General features: G+C 68.0%; 22 protein-coding genes, 2 tRNA genes and 1 riboswitch. Of the genes, 4 read left to right on the top strand and 20 right to left on the bottom strand.

The annotated features are described in order from the left end of the window. From QRN67_RS04590 to QRN67_RS04575, 4 genes are all read right to left on the bottom strand, one after another. The gene (locus tag QRN67_RS04590) at positions 1-687 is read right to left on the bottom strand and encodes a response regulator transcription factor (protein ID WP_081266328.1); all 687 of its coding nucleotides are present in this window, start codon (positions 685-687) and stop codon (positions 1-3) included. Continuing rightward, positions 684-1,661: a metallophosphoesterase family protein gene (locus tag QRN67_RS04585; RefSeq protein WP_285410769.1), complete on the bottom strand. Its 978-nt coding sequence runs from the start codon at positions 1,659-1,661 to the stop codon at positions 684-686. The genes QRN67_RS04590 and QRN67_RS04585 overlap by 4 nt, the downstream gene beginning before the upstream one ends. A gap of 145 nt (positions 1,662-1,806) precedes the next feature. Beyond that, positions 1,807-2,706, bottom strand: coding sequence for a CsgG/HfaB family protein (locus QRN67_RS04580; RefSeq protein ID WP_081266330.1), 900 nt, complete (start codon positions 2,704-2,706; stop codon positions 1,807-1,809). A gap of 189 nt (positions 2,707-2,895) precedes the next feature. Then, positions 2,896-3,297, bottom strand: coding sequence for a GreA/GreB family elongation factor (locus QRN67_RS04575; protein WP_285410767.1), 402 nt, complete (start codon positions 3,295-3,297; stop codon positions 2,896-2,898). Between the two features lie 357 nt (positions 3,298-3,654). Here QRN67_RS04575 and QRN67_RS04570 point away from each other — a divergent pair, with 357 nt between their 5' ends. Continuing rightward, a complete protein-coding gene (locus tag QRN67_RS04570; protein ID WP_081266380.1) occupies positions 3,655-3,972 on the top strand; it encodes a YnfA family protein in 318 nt (105 codons plus the stop codon). Between the two features lie 6 nt (positions 3,973-3,978). Here the strand turns inward: QRN67_RS04570 and QRN67_RS04565 are convergent, their stop codons facing one another. From QRN67_RS04565 to QRN67_RS04530, 8 genes are all read right to left on the bottom strand, one after another. Then, positions 3,979-4,842: an AraC family transcriptional regulator gene (locus tag QRN67_RS04565; RefSeq protein ID WP_285410765.1), complete on the bottom strand. Its 864-nt coding sequence runs from the start codon at positions 4,840-4,842 to the stop codon at positions 3,979-3,981. Positions 4,843-4,975: 133 nt separating this feature from the next. Further along, positions 4,976-5,051, bottom strand: a tRNA-Asn gene (locus QRN67_RS04560). 152 nt (positions 5,052-5,203) lie between these two features. Beyond that, a tRNA-Asn gene (locus tag QRN67_RS04555) sits at positions 5,204-5,279 on the bottom strand. An 83-nt stretch (positions 5,280-5,362) separates the two neighbouring features. Next, a complete protein-coding gene (locus QRN67_RS04550; protein ID WP_285410764.1) occupies positions 5,363-7,516 on the bottom strand; it encodes a TonB-dependent siderophore receptor in 2,154 nt (717 codons plus the stop codon). Between the two features lie 5 nt (positions 7,517-7,521). Beyond that, positions 7,522-8,463 carry a thiamine phosphate synthase gene (gene thiE / locus QRN67_RS04545; protein ID WP_285410763.1) on the bottom strand — a complete coding sequence of 314 codons (942 nt, stop codon included), beginning with the start codon at positions 8,461-8,463 and terminating at the stop codon, positions 7,522-7,524. Beyond that, complete coding sequence (locus QRN67_RS04540) at positions 8,460-9,275, bottom strand: thiazole synthase (protein ID WP_285410762.1); 816 nt, start codon at positions 9,273-9,275, stop codon at positions 8,460-8,462. Before QRN67_RS04540 ends, thiE begins: the two co-directional genes overlap by 4 nt. A gap of 21 nt (positions 9,276-9,296) precedes the next feature. After that, positions 9,297-9,494, bottom strand: a complete 198-nt coding sequence (thiS, locus tag QRN67_RS04535; RefSeq protein ID WP_081266336.1) for a sulfur carrier protein ThiS — start codon at positions 9,492-9,494, stop codon at positions 9,297-9,299. Then, positions 9,491-10,582, bottom strand: a complete 1,092-nt coding sequence (locus QRN67_RS04530) for an FAD-dependent oxidoreductase (RefSeq protein WP_285410759.1) — start codon at positions 10,580-10,582, stop codon at positions 9,491-9,493. Before QRN67_RS04530 ends, thiS begins: the two co-directional genes overlap by 4 nt. Positions 10,583-10,626: 44 nt before the next feature. Between QRN67_RS04530 and thiD the strand changes: the two genes are divergently transcribed. Further along, positions 10,627-11,475 carry a bifunctional hydroxymethylpyrimidine kinase/phosphomethylpyrimidine kinase gene (thiD, locus tag QRN67_RS04525; protein WP_285410758.1) on the top strand — a complete coding sequence of 283 codons (849 nt, stop codon included), beginning with the start codon at positions 10,627-10,629 and terminating at the stop codon, positions 11,473-11,475. Here the strand turns inward: thiD and QRN67_RS04520 are convergent. Further along, positions 11,420-12,775, bottom strand: coding sequence for a purine-cytosine permease family protein (locus QRN67_RS04520; protein WP_285410757.1), 1,356 nt, complete (start codon positions 12,773-12,775; stop codon positions 11,420-11,422). The genes thiD and QRN67_RS04520 overlap by 56 nt on opposite strands. Positions 12,776-12,852: 77 nt before the next feature. Then, positions 12,853-12,953, bottom strand: a riboswitch (TPP riboswitch). Positions 12,954-13,156: 203 nt separating this feature from the next. On the opposite strand from QRN67_RS04520, the gene QRN67_RS04515 reads away from it, so the two are divergent. Beyond that, positions 13,157-15,052 carry an adenylate/guanylate cyclase domain-containing protein gene (locus QRN67_RS04515; protein WP_285410755.1) on the top strand — a complete coding sequence of 632 codons (1,896 nt, stop codon included), beginning with the start codon at positions 13,157-13,159 and terminating at the stop codon, positions 15,050-15,052. On the opposite strand, the gene QRN67_RS04510 is transcribed toward QRN67_RS04515, so the two are convergent. Continuing rightward, a complete protein-coding gene (locus tag QRN67_RS04510) occupies positions 15,036-15,773 on the bottom strand; it encodes a TetR/AcrR family transcriptional regulator (RefSeq protein ID WP_285410754.1) in 738 nt (245 codons plus the stop codon). The two genes, QRN67_RS04515 and QRN67_RS04510, sit on opposite strands and share 17 nt — an antisense overlap. A 97-nt stretch (positions 15,774-15,870) precedes the next feature. Between QRN67_RS04510 and QRN67_RS04505 the strand changes: the two genes are divergently transcribed. Then, positions 15,871-17,175: an aspartate aminotransferase family protein gene (locus QRN67_RS04505; RefSeq protein WP_285410753.1), complete on the top strand. Its 1,305-nt coding sequence runs from the start codon at positions 15,871-15,873 to the stop codon at positions 17,173-17,175. 4 nt (positions 17,176-17,179) lie between these two features. Here QRN67_RS04505 and QRN67_RS04500 read toward each other — a convergent pair whose 3' ends face one another. From QRN67_RS04500 to QRN67_RS04475, 6 genes are read right to left on the bottom strand one after another with little or no spacing between them, the layout of a single operon-like run. Then, positions 17,180-18,256: an NAD(P)/FAD-dependent oxidoreductase gene (locus QRN67_RS04500; protein ID WP_285410750.1), complete on the bottom strand. Its 1,077-nt coding sequence runs from the start codon at positions 18,254-18,256 to the stop codon at positions 17,180-17,182. Continuing rightward, positions 18,214-18,543, bottom strand: a complete 330-nt coding sequence (fdxA, locus tag QRN67_RS04495) for a ferredoxin FdxA (protein ID WP_056599092.1) — start codon at positions 18,541-18,543, stop codon at positions 18,214-18,216. The genes QRN67_RS04500 and fdxA overlap by 43 nt, the downstream gene beginning before the upstream one ends. 42 nt (positions 18,544-18,585) lie before the next feature. Next, positions 18,586-19,923, bottom strand: a complete 1,338-nt coding sequence (locus QRN67_RS04490; protein WP_285410748.1) for a sulfate adenylyltransferase subunit 1 — start codon at positions 19,921-19,923, stop codon at positions 18,586-18,588. Continuing rightward, positions 19,923-20,864: a sulfate adenylyltransferase subunit CysD gene (gene cysD, locus QRN67_RS04485; protein ID WP_081266344.1), complete on the bottom strand. Its 942-nt coding sequence runs from the start codon at positions 20,862-20,864 to the stop codon at positions 19,923-19,925. Before cysD ends, QRN67_RS04490 begins: the two co-directional genes overlap by 1 nt. A gap of 51 nt (positions 20,865-20,915) precedes the next feature. After that, on the bottom strand, positions 20,916-21,548 hold the full coding sequence (locus QRN67_RS04480; protein WP_285410746.1) for a phosphoadenosine phosphosulfate reductase domain-containing protein: 633 nt from the start codon (positions 21,546-21,548) through the stop codon (positions 20,916-20,918). A gap of 21 nt (positions 21,549-21,569) precedes the next feature. Further along, positions 21,570-21,965 carry a DUF934 domain-containing protein gene (locus QRN67_RS04475; protein ID WP_285410744.1) on the bottom strand — a complete coding sequence of 132 codons (396 nt, stop codon included), beginning with the start codon at positions 21,963-21,965 and terminating at the stop codon, positions 21,570-21,572. Between the last annotated feature and the right edge of the window lie 45 nt (positions 21,966-22,010).

The following is a 22,010-nucleotide window of genomic DNA, read 5'->3' as shown; positions in this document are numbered from 1 at the left end:
CTAGGGAAGCCAGCCGAGGGTGCGGGCCTCGAACACCGCTTCCGATTTGTTGTGCACATCCAGCTTGCCGTAGATATTGCGGATATGGGTTTGGACCGTCGATGCGGAGACTCCCATCTGCGTGCCGACTTCGACATAGGTGAAACCACGAGAGACGAGGTCGAGCACCTCGAACTCGCGCGGCGACAGGCGCTCGGGACGGATGCTGCCGCCGAAAGGCGACGGTGTTGCCGGCTTGGCCGGCGCCGCAATGCCGGCGCGAGCCTGCCAGCGGCGCAGCAGCTGCCGCGCGATCACCGGAGACATGGGAGAGCCGCCGGCGCGCAGGTGGCGGATGTGGGTGGCCAGCTCGGTCTCGGTGCCGTCCTTCAGCAGATAGCCGCTGGCGCCGGCCTCGAAGGCCTGCACCATGTTGGCCTCGTCGCCGAAGATCGACAACACCATCACCGCGCAGGCCGGCTGCATGGTGCGGCACTGGCTGATCACTTGCAGCCCGGGGTGGTCGGGCAGGCCGAGGTCCACCAGCAGCACGTCGATGGGGTTGTCGTTCAGCCACGCCAGGATGTCGGCGGCATTGGACGCGCTGAAGGCAAGGCTCAGCGACGGGTCCGCGTCGACGACACGCGCGATGCGATCGCGCATGCCGGTGTCGTCCTCGACCAGGGCAACCTGCGTTGCCTGCGTCATGCGCCGGCCTGCTGCGTCACCCAGCGCCAGGTCTTGCGGTCGATGGTTTGCGGCAGGGTGGCGGGGTCCTTCTGGAAGACCTGCACGGTGATGCGCTCGGCATCGATGTCCAGCAGGCCCCAGTTGCATTGCAGCGCGCCCAGCGTGACCAGCGTGCATATCGCCGCGCCGGACGCGGTGGCCTCGAACAGCAGCCGTCCGCGCTCGGTCGAGTACTGGGTGATCTTGTTGTGGTGCACGTCGCCGCTCAGCATGAGGATGCGGTACTTGTCTGCCAGCGCGAGAAGTCGTTCGTGTTCCTTGGCACAGCCGAGCCAGGTTTCGCCGCTGTTGGCCTCGAACACCACCCCCGAGGCCAGCAGGTGAACCGTGTCGGACGAAGCGTTCGCGCAGGCGGCCTCGAAGTCGTCGAGCTGCTTGCTGCCCATCAGCGCCTTGCGGCCACGCGTGGACTTGAAGCTGCGGCCGTCGGTGAGGTGGAGCAGCACGTCATGGGCAAGAGGCACGTTGCTGTAGCCGGGCGGCGGCACGTCGGCGGCCCATGGCGGCGGCGCCTGGGGAAAGCTGCCGGGCGCGAACCGGGCGGCCAGTGCCTTCCGGTAGCGCGCGAACACGGCGCGCGTCGGCGGCAGCAAGTGGCTGTACTGCGGCTGCCCCTCGATCTGCGCGCCGCATGAGCCGTTCCAGAGAAAGTCGTGGTCGTCCCAGATGGCGTGCGTGCGCAGCGTGGGGGTCTTCACGAGCGCGGAGAAAGTGGGGTGGCTGACCTGCTTGTAGAGGCGCTCATGCGCATGCAGGGCGAAGGTGTTGGCGTCCATGGCCTGGATCGCGGCGGTGCTCTGCCCATCCGCGTCGTAGTAGGCCGAATCGCCCAGGAGCACCAGTTCGTCGCATTGAGCCTGTGCAATCTGGTCCCACACCGGTTGGTCGGGAAAGCTGTACGCGCTCATGCAGGACGTGAAGGCGATGCGCATGGTGAAGAGAAACCCTCGGAGTCTGTTTTTGAATCAGGCCGAGGGTAGGGGGCGGGGGTGCCCCTGCACATCCTATATACGAGGGAGGCGCGGCGCGGCTTTTGCCGGCTGGCTGCATGGAGCGTCGATGCGCGCGCCTGACCCTTTATTTGCTGCGGCGTCGGGTGGGTGCGGGCTTCTCGGCCGGCACGTAAGTCTGCGACGGCGCGGCGCCACCATCCACGCCCAGGCGGCCACCGCCGCCGAGGCCCTGGCCGCGCACCGTCTGCGCCTTGTAGTTGCGCAGCGAGCGGACCATCTGGTTGAAGGCGTCCATGAAGGCGGCGGCAATCACCTTGCCTTGAGGCGTGCGCGTGTAGCCGCCGATGCCGCCGGCGGCGGAAAGGCCGCTCAGGTTGCCGAAGCCGCCGAAGTCGGTCTTTGAGGCGCTGCCTTCCGAGGCCGCGACCTGCACGCCGGAGCGGTTGTCGATGAGCGTCAGCAGCGCGCTGGCTTCCTTGGTCTGCATGCTCGCGCCGAGCTGCGCAATGGCGCGGCCACGGCCGCCACCCACCAGGCCGCCGAGCGCGCCGCCCAGGCCGCCTGCGTCGCTGTTGCTGAAGACGATCTCGGGCGACAGGCCGTAGTCCGACGCCACCATCTGGCCGCGGCCGAAGTTGCTGCCGCCGCGCATTTCGCCCGACTGCTGCAGCGCGCGTTCACGCGTCATGGCGTTCATGCCGGCCGCGCCGCGCTCGACAACGACGAAGCAGTTCGATTGCTGCACCAGCAGGCGCAGCAGGTTGGCGGTGGGCGGCAGCTTGTATTCGCCGGTGAGGATGGTGTACCAGCCTGCGCTCTGGTTCTCGATCAGCGAGACGGTGCCCAGCGGGGAGTCGCAGCGCTCGAGCTGGCTGCTTTCGCCGGAGGTCGCGCCGCCGGCGGCGCTGCCGGTGGCCACGGTCTTGGCCGACTGGCTGCCCATTTGCATGTCCATGGTCTGGCAACCAGAAAGGGCCAGCAGGCCCGCGAGTGCGCTTGCGAGAGTAAGTTTGGAAAAAGCCATGTCTGGATCTGTCAAGTGAAAACAAAGCGGCGCGCCCGGGGAGGCGCCACCTGTCTCGATCGGAGATGGGGACCGCATGGCCTGTTGTGACCTCCCTGCTCGTCGCACCAGCGACCGCGCGACGATACGGTCCGACCGGCCGGCACGCCAGTGCCGAAAGTCATGTTTTGACCAAATGGTCTGCCTGGTTCAGGCCAGGTAGTTGCCGCTGGCTTCTGGCTGGAACAGCACCGACACCACGCGTGCTTCGCCTTCCGCGCCGTTGGGCATGCGCCAGCGCGCGAGTGCGCCGGTACGCTGGCCGAGCAGCCCGATGCCGACGGGCGACAGCACCGACACGCAGCCCGTGCCTGGCTGGGCGTCGGCGGGGTAGCAGAGGGTGATCTTCTGCGTCTGGCGGGTTGCGGGGTCTTCGATCTCCACCTTGGAGTTCATCGTGACGATGTCCGCGGGTACGTCGCGGGAGGGCAGGATGTCGGCAACGTCCAGCAGGTCGGACAGCGCCGGCGGAATGGCGCCGCCGGCCAGTTTGCCGAGGCGGACGAAATCGAGTTCGGTGAGCGTGCGCTCTCCGTGAATGGTTGCAGGCATGAAGCACTCCAGTTGAATGCGACACCGCCCATTGCCGTGGAAACGAGCAGGCGAAGTCGCTACCGCGCGGTGTTGTGCCCGGCGGTCAAGGGTTCGCGCATCAAGAAAGAAGGTAGCGGACCGCCGGGCTCAGGAAAGTGCGGAGGTGCGTCGCAAGACCGTCGTCATCGCCGCAACGACGACACCTGCGCCACGGCCGGCCGCTGCCTGGAGCAGGGCTGCGCGGGCAGTGCGGTTGCGGGACGTGGACGAGGGGGCCATCGGTCGAGTGTAGGTGCGAGGGGTGGACGCCATCAAGCGAATGGCCTCACGTGTCTTGCCGATAAGGCCAGGGGCACGGCTATGCACAATCGCGCGATGCGCACTTTTCTTCTGTTCGTCGCGACGGCTCTCGCGGAGATCATCGGCTGCTACCTGCCTTATCTGTGGCTCAAGCAGGACCGCTCCGCATGGCTGCTGGTGCCCGCGGCGATCAGTCTCGCGGCCTTCGCATGGCTGCTCACCTTGCATGAAACGGCGGCGGGCCGCGTGTATGCCGCCTACGGTGGCGTCTACATCGGCGTGGCCATCGCGTGGCTGTGGGCGGTCGACGGCATCCGGCCGAGTGCTTGGGATATCGCCGGTGTCGCGGTGTGTCTTGCGGGCATGGGGCTCATCGCTTTCCAGCCGAGGTAGGCCGCCTCACGACGAGTCGGCGCGGCGAATCGGAATCAGCAGATCAGTGCGCAGCTCGGCTTGCCGCACCGTGCGCGGCGAATTCAGGTAGTGCTCCAGCGTGGGCCGGTCGTCGGGTTCGTAGCCACTGCCCGGCAGCCATCGCGCATAGAGCGATTGCACGGCGGCATTGATGCGCGCATAGGGGCCGGCCAGGCGATGCACGGCGTAGCAGCCGCCCGGGATGTCGAGCAACTCGACGCCCGAGCCATCTTCCGGCCACGGGTCAGGCGAAGCGAACGCTGCGTAGTACCGGAAGCCGCTGGTGTCCTCGGGCGCGCTGAAGGACGCGCCCCAGTGCTCCGACAGCACCCGCGTGCCCGCATGGAGGCGCAGCCGCCGATGGGTGTGGGGAATGGTCGCGAACGAGCCCTGGTGCCGCAGCGCATGCAGCCGCTGCGCGGAGCGCTGGACGATCCGCACGGCGGGTGGCGCGCCGCCGTCGTTGCCGGCCTGCGGCATCGCATCGACATCGAGCACCGCGCGCGCCATCTGCCGCTGGAACTCGCGCGGCGACTGGCCGGTGAACTGCCCGAAGGCGCGCGTGAAGGCCTGCGGGCTCTCGTAGCCCACCGCCAGCGCAACCTGCGTGATGCTCTGGCTGCCGGCTTCGAGCAGTTGCGTCGCGAGCGCGAGCCGCACACGGCGGACCGTGGCGGCCACGGTCTCGCCGGCCACGCTGGCGTAGACGCGATGGAAATGAAAGGGTGAGAAGTGCGCGAGCCGCGCGAGGTCGTCGAGCCGGTGATCGGCCATCGGGTCGGCAACGATGGCCGCGACCGCGCGTGCCACGCGGGCCCGGTAGTCCTGCTCTGTTCGACGGCTTTCCATGCGCTTCAGTGTGCGCGCTTTGTGGGCAGGGTACTTAGCGGACTTTGCTGAAATCGCGAGCCCGCATGCCGCCAAAGAAAAAGCCCGCTGTTCGTGAAAACAGCGGGCTTCTCAGAGGCCTTGCGGCTTGATTTGGCTCCTCGACCTGGGCTCGAACCAGGGACCTACGGATTAACAGTCCGGCGCTCTACCGACTGAGCTATCGAGGAACAAGCCTTAAATTATATGCAATGGATTTGCCGATTTTGAGTGTGACAGCCTGATTTTTTTATCGTCGATGCATCGACGCAAACAAGACCCAAATGAAAATGCCCCGCTACTTTATGAGTAGCAGGGCATCCAGTTGCCTTGCGGCTTGTTTTGGCTCCTCGACCTGGGCTCGAACCAGGGACCTACGGATTAACAGTCCGGCGCTCTACCAACTGAGCTATCGAGGAACAAGCCTTAGATTATAGCGTGATTTTTTGCGCCTTCTCAACCACGCGCATCTGCATCGAAAAATTTGTGAGGCTCACCACATTCACAACGCGATGCTCACACCCAGTCGGAGCGTGCGCGGCGCACCGGGAAACAGATACACATGGCTGAACTGGAACGGCGACTCCTTCCAGTAGCGCCGGTCGAACAGGTTGTCGACCGCAAGCGTCCAGCTCGTGTTCACGCCGCGCAGCCTGGTGTCGTAGCGCAGCACTGCATCGACGCGCGTCCACGAGGGCAGGGTGATCGACCCATCCGGCAGCACGTTGCGCCGGCCTTCGTACGAAAGCTGGCCCGCGATCTCCAGCCCCGGCACCGACGCGACGCGGTACGCGGCCTGTGCCCGCAGCACTTCCTTGGGCACGTTCGTCGGCGACTGTCCGTTGAGCGCCGGGTTCTCGGTGCTGCCGCGCCGCTTGGCGTCGATCACCGCGATGCTGCCGCCGAGGCGCCACGGTCCCTGGTTCCATTGCGCGCCGGCCTCCAGCCCGCGATGCACGGCGCGTCCGTCGTTGCGCACTTCGCAGTAGCCGCTGCACAGGTCGAGGTTGGTCATCGGCCGCGAGATGTCGAACCAGGCGACTTGCCAGTTGAATGCATCGTTGCCGCCCTTCAGGCCCAGTTCCCACTGGCGCGAAGTCAGCGCGGGCAGGGCCTGCCCAGCGTTGGCGTACTGGGAGATCCTGTTCGGCACGACCTGCGATTCCACGCCCTTGCCCCAGCTCGCATAAGCCAGGAAGCCCGGTTGAATGGCATAGCTCGCGGCGATCCACGGCGTGGTCACGTCCTGCTTGTAGCCGGTCGGGTTCGATCCGTCGTTGCCGATGCTGCTGCGGTCGAGCCGCGTGTGGCGCACGCCGAGCCAGGTGGTGAAGCGGTCGTTCCAGCGGATGGCGTCCTGCGCCGACAGTTCGGTCGAGCGTTCGTCGCGGTTGGTCTGCGGCGTGGTGGCATCGGGGTTGGCCGGCACCATGGCCGTGCCCCAGATGTTGCCGGTGCCCGCGTAGTTGTAGGCCTGGTCCTGGAAGCGGTTGCGCACGCGGCTTTGCAGCAGGCCGAAACCCAGCTCGTGCTTCACGCTGCCCGTCGCCACGTTGCCCTTGAGGTTCAGGCTGCCCGCGGTCTGCGTGCGGCGCTCGTTGTCGCTGCGGAAGTCGTAGACGTCGAATGTGCCGTCGGAGCAATAGCGGTCGTAGTTGCCCTCGGCGCCGCAGCCGAAGGCGTAGGCCAGGCGGTCGTCGCTCTTCAGGCGCTGCTGGCCGATCTGCGCGCTCCAGCGCCAGTCGGAGTTGATTGCCTGGCTGAAGCGCAACGTGCCTGTCAGTGCCTTGAACACCGAGGGCTGCGACCATGGCTGGTTGTTGAGGTTGATGCGCGGATCGACCGGCCTGGGCAGCACGCTGCCCAGCAGGCTGTAGCCGGCCTGGCTCGGCTGCGTCTTGCGGCTTTGCTCGATCTCGAATTCCAGCACCGAGTCGCGCGTGATGCGCCAGTCGGCCGCCAGCGAGAACAGGTTGCGGTTGCCGTCGAGGTCGTGCGTGATCGGCTTGAGGTTTTCGCTCGCCACGTTGATGCGGTAGCCGAACTCGCGGTTCTCGCCGAAGCGCCCGCCCAGGTCGACGGCGCCCAGCAGGCTGCCGCGGCTGTTGGTCTCGATGCGCACCGTGCGCAGGTCCTGCTCGGTAGGCCGCTTGACGACGTAGTTGACGAGTCCGCCCGGCGCGCTGGTGCCGGCCTGGATGCCGCTGGTGCCGCGCAAGATTTCCACGCGTTCCTTGTTGTCCAGCGGGATCGAGGTCTCGGCGCTGATCGGCAGGCCTTCGCGCCGGTAGTTGAAGCGGTTGTCGAGCACGAAGCCGCGTACCGTGAGGTAGTCCCAGTAGCCGGCGGAGTTGTAGGCGTCGGTGACGGAGGCGTCGAACTGGGTGAGGTCCGCGAGCCGCCGGGCGCCGCTGGCGCGCAGTTGCTGGCTGTCGATCACCGTGGCCGAGAGCGGCAGCTCGCGCAGCGGCACATCGCCGAAGCCGCTGATGTCGGCTTGCGGCGCGGCACTGCTGTCGTTGACGGTGACTTCACGCAATGCGGCCTGCTGCGCCTGCGCGCCGCAAGCGGCGGTGAAGAGAACGACCGCCAGCGCGCGCGAGACGGGCGAGAGCGGCCAGGCGGAAGAAGAAAAAGAGGGCTTGGGTTGGTTCATTGTGTTCAGTTGCCGACGGCGTTGCTGTCCATCGCCGCCATCCATTGCCTGGCCGTGGCCTCGGGGTCTTCGGCCGCGACCAGCGCGCGCACCACGGCGACGGAGCCGACGCCCGTGGCCAGCACTTCGGGCAGGCGCACCGCGTCGATGCCGCCGATGCCCACCTGCGGATAGCCGCGCAGCAGTCGCGCATAGGCCGCGAGGCGGGCCACGCCCTGCGGCGCGGTCGCCATCTTCTTGAGCGTGGTCGGGTAGACGGCGCCCATCGCGATGTAGCTCGGGCTCACCTTGTCGGCGCGCACCATCTCGGCGTAGCCGTGCGTGCTGACGCCGAGCCTCGCGCCTGAAGCGCGCAGCTGCGCCAAGTGATCGGGCGAGAGCGCGTCGAGGTCTTCCTGGCCGAGGTGGATGCCGTAGGCACCCGCCGAGATGGCGACCTGCCAATGGTCGTTGATGAAGAGCAGCGCATCGGTGCCGCGCACCGCTTCGACGGCGGCCCGCACTTCTCGCTCGATGGCCGCCGCGTCTTCCGACTTGAAGCGCAGCTGCACAGTCGGCACGCCGGCGCTCGCCATGCGGCCGACCCATTGCGCGTCGGGCAGCACGGCATAGAGGCCGAGGCGTTCGGGGCAGGGCGGAAATGCATCGTCGCGAGCGGCCGGGGGAAACGGCCGCATGCCGAAGTCGGCGGGCGCATCGGGCCACAGCGCGGCGTCGAAGTTGCTCAGGCGCAGCGTCTGTGCGCGCCAGGCGCGGGCCAGGCATTCGGCGTCGATCTCGATGAAGCCCAGCGCCGAACAGGCCTGCTTGGCGCCGCGGTACACCGGGTCGTCCGACGAGAAGACCGGCGCGCTCACGGGCGCGGCGGTGATCGCGCCGAAACGCAAGCCGTGGGCCGCGACGATGGCTTGCGCGACGGCGCGGGCGTCGTTCATTGAAGCTGTCATGGCGCGTGATGCCAGAAGGGCGTGCCGAGCACCGGTGTGCTGGGTTGTGCCGCGTCCTGCGCGGCCATTGCGCCGGCACGGTGTGCGGTGCGCCCGGCCTGCACCGCGTCGGCAAATGCGCCGGCCATGGCCACCGGGTCTTGCGCCAGCGCGACCGCCGTGTTGAGCAGCACGCCGTCGTAGCCCCATTCCATCACCTGGCAGGCATGCGAAGGAAGGCCCAGGCCGGCATCGACCAGCATCGGCACCTTCAGCCGGTCGCGCAGCACCTGCAGCGCATACGGGTTGACAGGTCCACGGCCCGTGCCGATGGGCGCGGCCCAAGGCATCACGGCCTGGCAGCCCACGTCGACCAGCCGCTGGCACAGCACCAGGTCTTCGGTGCAATAGGGCAGCACCTTGAAGCCGTCGCGAATCAGCTGCGAGGCCGCGTCGACGAGGTTCAGCGTGTCGGGCTGCAGCGTGTAGTCGTCGCCGATCAGCTCGAGCTTGATCCAGGGCGTGTCGAACAGCTCGCGCGCCATCTGCGCGGTGGCGACCACCTCCTGCACGCTGTGGCAGCCGGCGGTGTTGGGCAGCACCGGCACCCCGAGGCGGCGCAGCAGTTCCCAGAAGCCGTTGCCGAGCTCGCTGTTGCCCGAGCCCTGATTCGCGGTCTGCCGGCGCAGCGAGGCCGTGAGCATCGCGGGCCGGGCGCGCTTGACCGCGGCTTCGAGCAGGTCTGGCGAGGGATAGCGAGCGGTGCCGAGCAGCAGGCGGCTCTGGAAGGTTTCGCCGTAGAGAACCAGCGGGTCGTCGTGTGTGGTGTTCATCGTGTCGTCTCCGTCAATCAATCAGCCGCCCGTCACGGGGCGGATCACTTCGATGCGGTCGTCGGGTTGCAGCGCGCGCGCGGCGTAGGCGGAGCGCGGCACGAACTCGCGGTTCACCGCCACCGCGAACGGCGGCGTGGCGTCCAGCGCGGCCAGCGCATCGGTCAGCACGGCGTTGTCGGGCAGGGTGAAGGGCTTGTCGTTGATCAGGATGTTCATGCGTGGGATATCTCCATGCCGAAGCTCGCAGCGAGCGTCGAGCGGCCGTGCGCCAGCAGTTCCATCGCGGCGTCGAGCAGCGCGGGCGCGATCATGAAACCGTGGCGGTAGAGCCCGTTGATGCGCAGCACGCGCGGCTGCGGCTGCTCGATGGCGGGCAGGTTGTCGGGCAGCGTGGGCCGGCACTGCGTGGCGATTTCGACGATGCGCGCCTCGGCAAAGCCGCTGTGCACTGCATACGCGGCGCTCAGCAGTTCCAGTGTGGAGCGCACGCTGGCGGGCGACATGTCGTCCGATTCGATCTCGGTCGCGCCGATCACGAACAGGTTGCCCGGCTTGGGCGCGATGTAGAGCGGGTAGCGCGGATGGACCAGGCGCGTGGGCCGCCGCAGCGTCACTTCAGGGGCGTGCACCCGGATCACTTCGCCGCGCACGCCGCGCAGCGCATTCCACTGGGGCCTGGCGCCGAGGCCGCGGCAGTCGATCACCCGGTCGGGCTGGCCCGGTGCGCCGGGCGTGAAGTCCGAAGGCGCGCGCGCCGATTGCCAGTGCAGTGTCACGTTAGGGCTTGCCTGCAACGTGACGAGCAGGGATGCGAGCAGCGCGCGGTTGTCGAGCTGGCCTTCGCCTGGCAGGAACAGGCCCTGCACGAAGCGCTGCCCGAGCGAGGGTTCAAGGGCGGCGATCGCCTTGCCGTCGAGCGTTTGCATCGGCGCGAGCTCTGGCACCTGCGTGCCGGTGTTGGCAAGCACGCGCGCCAGGCGTGCGGCTTCGGCGGCGTCCTGACGGTGCCACAGCACCAGCGTGCCTTCGCGCTGGAAGAACACGGGCTGCGCCAGCTTTGCAAGCAGCTCGGGCCAGCGCGAGAGCGCGTGCTGCCCCATGCGCACGACCGACACCGGCGCCACCGCCGATTCGGCCAGCGGCGCGAGCATTGCGGCTGCCACGCGTGCGGCAGCGCCTTCCGCATCGGGGCTGCCCGCTTCGAACAGGTCGACCTTGCAGCCCGCCTGCGCGAGCGCGACCGCCATCAGCCGGCCCATGAGGCCCGCGCCGAGGACGGCGGCGGATTGAAAAGGAAGGCTCATGGTCTCGCTCCTTCCGGCCATGGATACCGCCGATAATTTTCGGCATGACCCAAGCACCCACCCAGCGCTATGCACGCGTGCTCTCCATTGCCGGCTCCGACAGCGGCGGCGGCGCCGGCATCCAGGCCGACCTCAAGACCTTCGCGGCGCTCGGCTGCTATGGCATGACGGCCATCACCGCGCTCACCGCGCAGAACACGCTCGGCGTGTCGGGCATCCACGGCGTGCCGCCCGACTTTCTCAAGGCGCAGATCCAGGCCGTGGTGGAAGACATCGGCGTCGATGCCGTCAAGCTCGGCATGCTGCACGCGCCCGAGATCGTCGAAGTGGTGGCTTGGGCCATCGACCGCTACCAGCTGAAGAACGTGGTGCTCGACCCCGTGATGGTCGCCACCAGCGGCGACCGGCTGATCGCGGCCGAGACGGTGCAGGTGCTGGTGCGCGAACTGTTCCCGCGCGCGCTGGTGGTCACGCCCAATCTCGACGAAGCCGCGCTGCTCATCGGCCATCCCATCGACGGTATCGATGCGCTCGACGGCGCGGCCGACGAACTGCTGGCGCTCGGCGCCAAGGGCGTGCTGCTCAAGGGCGGCCATCTGCCGGGCGACGACGTGGTCGACGTGCTGCTGCAGTCCGGCGGCGAGCGCAGGCGGCTGGCTTCGAAGCGCATCGACAGCCCCAATCTGCACGGCACCGGCTGCACGTTGTCGTCCGCCATCGCCGCGCACCTGGCATTGGGCGCGGCGCTGCCGGAGGCGGTCGAGCGCGCGCGTGCGTACATCCTCGGCGCGATGGCCGCGGGGGCGGATGTGAAGATCGGCGCGGGTCATGGTCCTCTCAACCACGGCTTTGCGCCAGTGCCGACGCACCGCTTCGCGCTGACGGCCGGCTGAGCCACGCGAGCGCGAAGGTCGCGGCCAGCGTCGGCAATGCCGAGCCGAACTGCGGTGCCCATTTGGCCAGCGCGTGGTACGCGGCAATGCCCGCGATCCAGATCAGCGCGGCGCCGAAATCGATCTTCCGCGCACCGCCTACCGACACGGACTGTCCGCTGCCAAGCCGCCCGATGATCACGCCGTAGAGCGGCACGAACACCGAACTCAACAGCAGCAGGAAGGGCTCCAGCGTGTGCATCGGCAGCACCAGCGCAAAAGCGATGCACAGCGCGGCCAGCAGCAGGCCCCAGCGCTTCACGCTCCAGCGCGGCAGCAGGCTGTGCGTGGACACCGCACCCGAATACACGTCGCCGTAGGCGTTGTCGAGCTCGTCGATCAGGATCAGGCCCAGCGCCAGCAGGCCGCCCTGCGCGAGCAGCAGCGCCGTCACCAGTTCGGTGCCCGGCTCGGCCACGCTCACCACCATCACGCCCAGCGCATAGCACCAGATGTTGGCCAGCGCATAGCCGAGCCAGGTGCCGCTGAAGGCGCTCCCCAGGCCCCCGGTGCCGCGCTTGCCGTGCCGTGCGTAGTCGGCCACCAGCGGCAGCCATGACACCGGCATCGCGATCACCAGGTCCAGCGCGCCGAACATGCCCATGCTGCCGTCGCCCGGCCGCGCCCAGAAAGCGTCGAGTCCCTTGGCATGCAGCCGCGTCGCGAACTGCCAGCTGAGCCACAGCAGCGACAGCACCACCAGCGGCAGCCCGAAGCGGCTGACGAAGCGCCGCACCAGCTTGACCATCGAGCCCGCGAGCAGGGCCAGCAGCACAGCGCCCCAGAGCAGCGTGGTCAGCACGCCGCCCCATGCCGAGCCGATGGAGGGGCCGAAGGCCGCCTGGCCGATGGCCTGCGTGCCCTCGCGCATGACGACCAGCTCGAAGGTGGTCCAGCCCACCAGTTGCACGATGTTCAGCAGCACCGGCAGCCGCGCGAAGGCACTGCCGTAGGTGGCGTGCATGAGGCCGGCGCTGGCGAGGCCGCTCTCGCAACCGAGCCGCGCGGTCCAGGCCAGCAGGCCCGCGCCAAGGCAGGAGCCCAGCACGATGGCGATGGCCGCGTCCCGCGTGCCCACGGCGGGCACCAGGTACGCGCCGATCTGCATCACCAGCAGGCCGACGCCCAGGCTGAACCACAGCGCGGCGTGGTCGTGCCAGCCGAACACGCGCCTGGACGCGGGCAACGGCGTCAGCGCCTCGTTGGATGAGGCGGATCCGGCGTTGCTGCTGCGATCGTCGTTGTTGTCGTCTTGTGCCATCCGTTTGCTCCAGTGCAAAAGGTTTGGCAGGTGGGCGGGGCCCGAGCGACACGGTCGTCACGCGAGACAACGTGAGCGGCCAACCGGACCAGCTTCCCTGCGCGAGGATTACCTCAATCAGGTTCAAAGGGACTTTCTCAGCCGGACGGCAAGCCGTGCAGCACCCCTAGCAATTGCGCCGCGGGCAACCCACGGCGCGGCCCGGAGTTTATCCGCTGCGGGGAAGCCGCAATGGCAGACGTGCCTTTGCAGGCAAGGGGAAACCCTCGGGCCGCGCGTGCCCGCGCGCGAGAATCGCCGCGCCCGGAACAACAAAACAGAAGAAAAGGGCGCGCGTGCCGATAAGCAGACAGGAAACAAAAAAAGGGAGAGGGAAATTGCATGGCCGATGAGGATTTCAAGGGCGCACGCCTGCGGCGTTTCAGGGTCGACGTGGGCTCCATCATCTGCGCCGTCGCGCTGGTGCAGTCGCTGTTGCTGGTGGCCTTCGGCTACTGGGCGGCGGAGAAGCTGGTGTCCAAGGTGGGCACGGCCGCGCACAAGACCAACCACGACCGGGTCGAGGACAACGTGCTGGCGTTCCTCGCCAAGACCGAGGGCGTCATCCGCGCCATCGCCGATTCGCCCAGCGTGCACGCGACCGGCGAAGACGGCGAGCAGACCGCCGAGATGCTCTGGACCATGCTGGAGCAGACCCCCGAGCTCGACAGCATCAACGTGGCCACCGACGACGGCCATGTGATGATGGCCGTGCGCTACCCGGTTCCGGCCATCCGCCAGGTACTGCGCGGCCCGGACTTCAGCACCGAGACCTGGCAATACAAGAGCTCGCCGGACCTCGACGGCGGCGACGCCAGGCAGCGCTTCGCGACGACGTCCATCTCCTCGTACCGCAGCGACTTCGACCCCGAGAAGCGAACCTGGTACCGGGAGGCGGTGAAGGCGAAAGGCCCGGTGTGGACTGAGCCCTTCCTGATGAGCGACGCGCAGGAACTCGCCGTCGGCCACGCACGGCCCTCCGGGCGAGTCGACGACGAGGGCCACCGGCGCGGGCTCGTGGTCGACGCGAATGTGTCGCTGGGGCATCTGTCGAGGCTGGTGCGCATCTTCGGCGCGCTCGGCAGCGGCGACAGCGCCTTGCTGAGCTCCGACCATCATGTGATCGCCCGCAGCGACCATCCCGACCCGGTGCGCGAACTCGAGTCGCCCGACACCGGCGTGCTGGGCGCCATCCATGCTCACATGCTCGCGAAGAGCACGGCCGGCGGTGCCGACGACCTGGCTTTTTCGATGGCGCACGACGGGCGCAGCTACCTCGTGCAGACCTCGCACATCCCCCATACGCGCTGGCAGCTCGTCAGCTGGGAGCCCGAGGAGACGGTGCTCGGGGGCCTGCAGCGCTCGGTGCTGTGGGCATTGCTCATGACGCTCAGCTTCCTCGGACTGGCGCTGTTGCTCTCGCTGCGCTTGTCCAAGCTGGTGACAGGGCCCATCGAGAACCTTTCGCGCGTCGCGCGCCGCATCGGTCGGCTGGAGCTGGACAACCTGCCGCTCGAGCCGAGCCGGGTGCTGGAGGTCCAGCATCTCAACCAGGCGCTGGACGAGTCGGCACGCAGCCTCCAGGCGTTCAGGAAGTTCGTGCCGGTCGACATCCTGCGCCAGCTCGTGGTCAAGGGCCACGCGCTGACGCCGGGCGGTTCGCCGCGGCGCGTCACGGTGATGTTCACCGACGTGGAAGGCTTCACCAGCATCTCCGAATCGATGCAGGCCGACGTGCTCGTGAGGCAGTTGACCGAGTACTTCAACCTCGCGTCCGGCATCTTCGCGCGGCACGGCGGCGTGGTCGACAAGTTCATGGGCGACGGCATCATGGTGCTGTGGGGCGCCCCGGCCGACCTGGAAGATGCGGAGTACCGCGCCTGCCTGGCGGCGCTCGAGCTGCATGACCGGATGAGCGCGCTCAACGCCAAGTGGCGCGCCGAAGGCCTGCACGAGTTCCGCACGCGCATCGGCATCCACACCGGCCTGGTGATCGCCGGCGTGCTCGGCTCGAGCAACCGACTGTCGTACACCGCCATCGGCGACACCATCAACGCGGCAAGCCGCATCGAGGCCGCCAACAAGGAACTGGGCACGCGCACGCTGATATCGCAGGACACCTTCGACGGGCTGGGCGGGCGCCTTGCCACGCGCCGCATCGAGGAGCTGGCCGAGCTGCGCGGCCGGCAGACGCGCATGGTGCTGTACGAGCTGCTGGGGCCTACGCCCCCGGCCTGACCCTGCGCGCGAAGGCTTCGAGCCCGTCGATGGTCATCTGGATGTGGCGCTCGAAGCTGCTGTCCAGCGGCACGGCGGTGCCGTTGTCCCAGCGCACGATGAAGGCCTTGTTGGCCAGCAATGGCAGGTTGCGCGCGAGCACCGGGTGGTCGAGCGGGCGGATGGTGTGCACGCGTTCGCGCAGTTCCTCGGCCCAGGCCTGGGTGTTGTCGGCGGGCAGGGGCGAGAACTCCATCGTCAGGAAACCCAGCATCGCCGCGATCACGCAGTTGTAGGCCTCCAGCAGCGGTTCGCCCTCGAAGCCCGCCTCGGTCAATGCGGCCAGGACGCCTTCGACCAGCTCCGTCGGCAGGCTGCCGTTGGACACGAGTTGCGCGCCCAGCAGCTGCGCGACGTTCGGGTGGCGCCGCACGGCGTCGCGGCAGCGGCGGAACAGCTCCGCGATCCATGCCTGCCATTCGAGCTTGCCCGCAGGCGGCGCAACGCCGGCCATGACGGCGGCCGCCACCTCGGCCAGCAGGGCTTCGCGCGTGCTGACGTGCCAGTGCACCGTCGCCGGATACACACCGAGCTGCGCCGCCACCTCGCGCATGCTGAACGCGCCGAGGCCGAATTCGTCGATCAGCGCCAGCGCGACTTCGGCGATGCGCTGTTTCGTCAGTTCTCCGCCGCCGGCGGGGCGGCCAGCGGAGCGGGGCTTGGGTGGCGGGGTCGTCTTCATGGTCGATGCCATTGTGCGGCAGTTCAATTGATCGTATAAACAATATTAATTGTTCAGTGACCAATTAATCCCTGTCTGCAAACCAAGGACATCCGCCATGACCCATGCCGCCATAGACCAGGCCCTTGCCGATGCGTACCGGCGCTTCACCGACGCCAATCCGGCCAGCCAGCGCCAGTTCGAGGCGCAGGCGCGCTACATGCCCGGCGCCAACAGCCGCTCCGTGCTGTTCTACGCGCCGTTCCCCCTGACCATCGCCAGGGGCGAAGGCGCCGCGCTGTGGGACGCAGACGGCCACCGCTATGCCGACTTCATTGCCGAGTACACGGCCGGCGTCTACGGTCACTCCGCGCCGGAAATCCGCGATGCGGTCATCGAGGCGATGCAGGGCGGCATTAACCTCACCGGGCACAACCTGCTCGAAGGACGGCTGGCCCGGCTGATCTGCGAGCGCTTTCCGCAGATCGAGCAGCTGCGCTTCACCAACTCGGGCACCGAGGCCAACCTGATGGCGCTCACGGCGGCGCTGCACTTCACGGGGCGCAGGAAGATCGTCGTGTTCTCGGGCGGCTACCACGGCGGGGTGCTTGGCTTCGGCGCCAAGCCTTCGCCGACCACCGTGCCGTTCGACTTTCTCGTGCTGCCCTACAACGACGCGCAATCGGCCCGCGCGCAGATCGAACGGCACGGCCCCGAGATCGCCGCGGTATTGGTCGAGCCGATGCAGGGCGCGAGCGGCTGCATTCCGGGGCAACCCGACTTCCTGCAGGCCCTGCGCGAGTCGGCCACGCAGGTGGGCGCGCTGCTGGTCTTCGACGAAGTCATGACTTCGCGGCTCGCGCCGCATGGGCTGGCGAACAAGCTCGGCATCCGTTCGGACCTGACCACGCTGGGCAAGTACATCGGCGGCGGCATGTCTTTTGGTGCGTTCGGCGGGCGCGCCGACGTGATGGCACTGTTCGACCCGCGCACCGGTCCGCTGGCCCATTCGGGAACCTTCAACAACAACGTGATGACGATGGCGGCCGGCTATGCCGGGCTCACGAAGCTCTTCACGCCCGAGGCGGCCGGTGCGCTGGCCGAGAAGGGCGAGGCGCTGCGCGCGCGGCTCAACGCGCTGTGCGCGAACGAGGGCGTCGCCATGCAGTTCACCGGCATCGGCTCGCTGATGAACGCACATTTCGTGCAGGGCGATGTACGCAGCAGCGAAGACCTGGCGGCGGTCGACGGCCGGCTGCGGCAGCTGCTGTTCTTCCACCTTCTGAACGAGGGCATCTACAGCTCGCCGCGCGGCTTCGTCGTGCTGTCGCTGCCGCTGACGGATGCGGAGATCGACCGCTACGTGGCCGCCATCGGCAGCTTCATCGGCGGGCACGCGGCGCTGCTGCCCCGCGCGGACTAGCGGATCAGGCCTTGCGCACGCCCAGCAGCTCGTGCAGCCGCGTGCTGGTGGTCGTGTACTGCAGCGGCACGGCCTTGCCCGGGAACACGATGGCCGTGGCGCCCCAGGCGGCCAGCGTGGCCTCGTGGAAGCCGCAGACGATGAGCTTCTTCTTGCCCGGGTAGGTGTTGATGTCGCCGACCGCGAACACGCCGCGTTCGCGGGTTTCGTATTTCTCAGTGTCGACCGGCACCTGCTTGCGCTCCAGCTCCAGCCCCCAGTCGGCGATGGGGCCGAGGCGCGGGGAGATGCCCAGGCAGGCGATCAGCGCGTCGAGCGGCAGGTCGAGCGTGGTGGCGTCGGGCGTGACGATCTGGAGCTGCTTGCCGTCGAACGCGCCGGGTTGGCCGACCTTGAAGGCCAGCTTGCCCTCCGCCACGAGCCGGCGCATGGCCGCGACCGTGGCCTCGTCGGCCTGGAAACCGTCGCGGCGATGGACCAGCGTGACATGCGCGGCCGTGCCGGTCAGCGCAATGGCGGTCTCCAGCGCGACGTCGTCACCGCCGTTGACCACGACGGCCTGCCCGGCGAAGCGGTCCAGCGAATCGGGGTGATAGAAAAGAGACGTGCCCTCGAAGCGCTCGATGCCTTCGACGGCGATGCGCTTGGGCACGAAGGCCCCGACGCCCGCCGCGATGAATACCGTCTTCGCCAGGAAGGCCTTGCCCGCCGAGGTGGTGAGCAGCAGCCGTTCGTCAGGTTGCCGGGCCAGCGTGGCCACCTGCTCGCCGAAGTGGAACTGCGGCTTGAAGGGCGCCACCTGCTGCAGCAGAGACTGCGCCAGGTCGCGCCCGCTGGTCACGGGCGTGCCGGGAATGTCGTAGATGGGCTTGCCGCCATACAGCGCCACGCACTGGCCGCCTGCGGCGGGCAGTGCGTCGACGATGTGGCAGGAGATTTCGAGCAGGCCCAGCTGGAAGGCCTGGAACAGCCCGACGGGGCCGGCACCGACGATCAGCGCGTCGGTCTCGATGGGAGCGGCGATGGCGGCCGGCTGCTTCAGCGGACCAGCTCCCCAATCTTGTCCGTCTTGTCTTTCCATTCTTCGGCATCAGGCAGCGCGGGCTTGCGCTTGGTGATGCTCTTCCAGCCGTCGGCCAGGGCCAGCTCGGCGTTGATCTTGATGAATGCGATCTGGTTGGCCGGCAGGTCTTCCTCGGCGTAGATGGCGTTGACCGGGCACTCGGGAATGCAGACCGCGCAGTCGATGCATTCGTCCGGGTCGATCACCAGCATGTTGGGACCTTCGCGGAAGCAGTCGACGGGGCAAACGTCCACGCAGTCGGTGTATTTGCAACGGATGCAGGCTTCGGAGACGACGTGGGTCATTTGTCTTTTTGCGTCAGAAGTGGTCGGGAAAAACCCTAGATTTTAGGCCTTTGCGGCGGCGGGCTGCACAAGTACGGCGGCAGCGGTCTTGTGGGAGGCCGTATCGACCAACACCAGCGAGCCCAGCGCGCGCGATTGCGTGAACGGGAGCACCGCCAGCGGCTGCTGCAGCGCCAGCACCACGTCGCCGATGGAGTTGGCTTCCAGCTGCGTTGCGGGCTCCGATTCGAGCGTGGTGATGTTCACCCGGTCGACGATGCGCGCCACCTTGGCCTTGACCCAGCGGTGGCCCTGCAGCGCCCAGTACACGCGGCCCGCGACCAGCGGCTCGTCGTCGAGCCAGGCAACGGTGGCGGTGATCTCGCGCACCGGCTCGAAGGCGCCGGGCGCCAGCAGCCAGTCGCCGCGCGACACGTCGACCTCGCGGTCGAGCACGATGCCGGCGCTGTGGCCCGCGTGCACCGACTTCGGCTGGCGCGTGTGGCTCAGCACCTGCGCCACGGTGGCGGTCTGGTTGCTCGGCAGCACGGTCACGCGCTGGCCGGGTTCCACGTGGCCCGAGGCGACGCGGCCCCAGAACACGCGGCGGCCCTGCGAGGTGTCGGCGGAAGAAGAGAACTTCTCGACCCACTGCACCGGGAACGCGAAGGGCACGGCCTCGTCCTGCGCCGTGACCGGCAGCTCTTCGAGCAGCTCCAGCAGGCTCGGGCCTTCGTAGCCCACCCAGTCGGCGTGGCGCGTGGCCACGTTCCAGCCCTTGAGCGCCGAGATCGGCACGATGGCCCCGACCTGCACGCCGGCCGCTTCGGCAAAGGCGGTCAGTGCGGTCGAGATGCGCTCGAAGGCCAGGCCGGCATCGGCGATGGCGTCGAGCTTGTTCACCGCGAACACGATCGACTGCACGCGCAGCAGATGGCACAGCAGCGTATGGCGGCGCGTCTGCGGCAGCAGCTCGCGCCTGACCACGGTGCCGTCTTCCACCTCGGCGGCCCAGGCCAGCTTGGTCGCGTCGACCAGCACCACGGCGGCGTCGGCGGCCGAGGCGGCGGTGACCATGTTGCGCGTGTACTGCTCATGGCCCGGCGCGTCGCCGATGATGAACTTGCGCTTGGCGGTCGAGAAATAGCGGTAGGCCACGTCGATCGTGATGCCTTGTTCTCGCTCGGCCGAGAGGCCGTCGGTCAGCAGGGCGAGGTCGGTTTCGCCGCCGCGCTGCACGCCGGCCAGCTGGTCTTGCAGCACGGTCTTGCTGTCGACCAGCAGGCGGCCGATCAGCGTGCTCTTGCCGTCGTCGACCGAGCCGCAGGTGATGAAGCGCAGGGCGGTGCCGGTGTCGCCGTGGACGGCGGTGTTCACAGGGGTTGCAGTCGTCGTACTCATCAGAAATACCCGTCTTTCTTGCGCTTCTCCATGGAAGCTTCCGAAGTCATGTCGTCCATGCGGGTCGCGCCGCGTTCGCTCACGTCCACCGACAGGGTCTCGAGCACCACGTCGTCGGCATCGGCCGCCAGGCTTTCCACCGGGCAGGTGGTGGTGATGTCGCCCACGGTGCGAAAGCGCACGTCGCGCACCTGCACCGTCTCGCCGTCGCGCGGCGGGGTCAGGTCTGTCACGGGCACCAGCAGGCCGCGGCGCTCCACCACCTCGCGCTTGTGCGTGTAGTAGATCGAGGGCAGGCCGACTTCCTCGCGGGCGATGTACTGCCACACGTCGAGCTCGGTCCAGTTCGAGATGGGGAACACGCGGAAGTGTTCGCCCGGGGCCAGGCGCGTGTTGAACAGCGTCCACAGTTCGGGGCGCTGGTCCTTGGGCTGCCACTGGCCGAAGCTGTCGCGGTGCGAGAAGATGCGCTCCTTGGCGCGCGCCTTTTCCTCGTCGCGGCGGGCGCCGCCGATCAGCGCGTCGAAGCGGAATTCCTCGATGGCTTCCAGCAGGGTCACCGACTGGTGCGCGTTGCGCGACTCGCCCGGGTGGGCCAGGCGCACGGTGCCGCGCTTCATGGAGTCTTCGACGCTGCGCACGATCAGCTCGGCGCCCAGTTCCCTGGCGCGCTGGTCGCGATAGGCCGTCACTTCAGGGAAGTTGTGGCCGGTGTCGATCATCAGCAGCGGGTAGGGGATGCGTCCCACGCCGAATGCCTTTTCCGCGCACTTCAGCAGCACCAGCGAATCCTTGCCGCCCGAGAACAGCAGGGTGGGGCGCTCGAAGGCGGCCGCCACTTCGCGCAGGATGAAGATGGTTTCTTCCTCCAGCGCATCGAGGTGCGTGTTGGACAGGTGTGCCGGCGGCAGCAGCAGATCGGTTTCGGTACGGGCGTTCATCGGGTGGGGTGCTTGCTGGATGCTGGGAATCGGTGAGGCGCTGGCGCTCGCTCAGTGCGCGAGATGCAGGCCGCACTCGCGGTTGTCTTCGCCTTTGGTCGGGTCCACGTAGTCGAAGTTGTTCGGCAGGCCGTGTTTCACGCAGTACTCGTGAAGATCCTTGGACGACCAGTGCAGCAGCGGAGCCACCTTGATGAGGCCGTCGGGGTTCACGCTGACCGGGTCCATCTGCGCGCGCACGGCCGTGTCGGTGGCGCGCAGCGCGGTGAACCAGACCTTGGGCGCCGTCTCGCGCAGCGCGCGGGCAAAGGGCTCCAGCTTCACTTCTTCGGTGAAGGCGGCGTGGCGCGGGTCGTCCAGCGCCGGTGTGGGGCCTTCCACGGCTTCGCGATGCGCACGCGAGCGGCGCGGCAGGTAGATGTGCAGGTCCAGGCCCAGCTGCTTCGTCACTTCGTCGGCAAAGCGGTAGGTGGCTTCGGTGTTGTAGCCGTTGTCCATCCACACCACGGGCACATCGCGCTTCACGCGCGTCACCATGTGCAGGATCACGGCTTCGAACGGGCGGAAGTTGGTGGTGACGATGGCGCTCTGGCCCAGGCCGAGCGCCCAGTCCACCAGGCCCTCGGCGTTGCGGCCGAGTTCGGTGTTGATGCGTGCGAAATCGATGTCCGTTGCGGTGCTCATGTCGAGAATTCCCATTCGCTCTCAGGCGCCGGCCGCGAAGTGCGGCGCGGGCTGTACCGCGTCGCCCTGGTAGAAGGCATTGAAGCGGTCGAACTGGCGCTGCGCGTCGGAGGCGTCCACGCCTTCCTTGAGCACGGCGCTGGAGAAGCCGGTGCGCTCCATCTGCACCAGCTGGTCGATCAGCACGTCGCCCGTGGCGCGGATGTCGCCGGTGAAGCCCAGGCGGCGGCGCAGCAGGAAGGCCTGGCTGTAGGCGCGGCCGTCGGTGAACTTCGGAAAGTGCAGGTCGATGCGCTCGATGTCCGCCAGGCATACCTCGATGGCGAGCGGGTCGGCGTCGTTGGCCAGTTGCAGGACCTTCCGGTCGCCGTCGTCGATGTGTTCTTCGGCCGAGAGGATGTTCAGGGTTTTTTTCATTAGGAAACCTCCGCGCGATGCGCTACGGTATTCGCCTTGGGAGCG

It is taken from the genome of Variovorax sp. efr-133-TYG-130 (genome assembly GCF_030208835.1).
Taxonomy (GTDB): domain Bacteria; phylum Pseudomonadota; class Gammaproteobacteria; order Burkholderiales; family Burkholderiaceae_C; genus Variovorax.
This window is presented reverse-complemented; position numbering and strand designations above follow the sequence as displayed.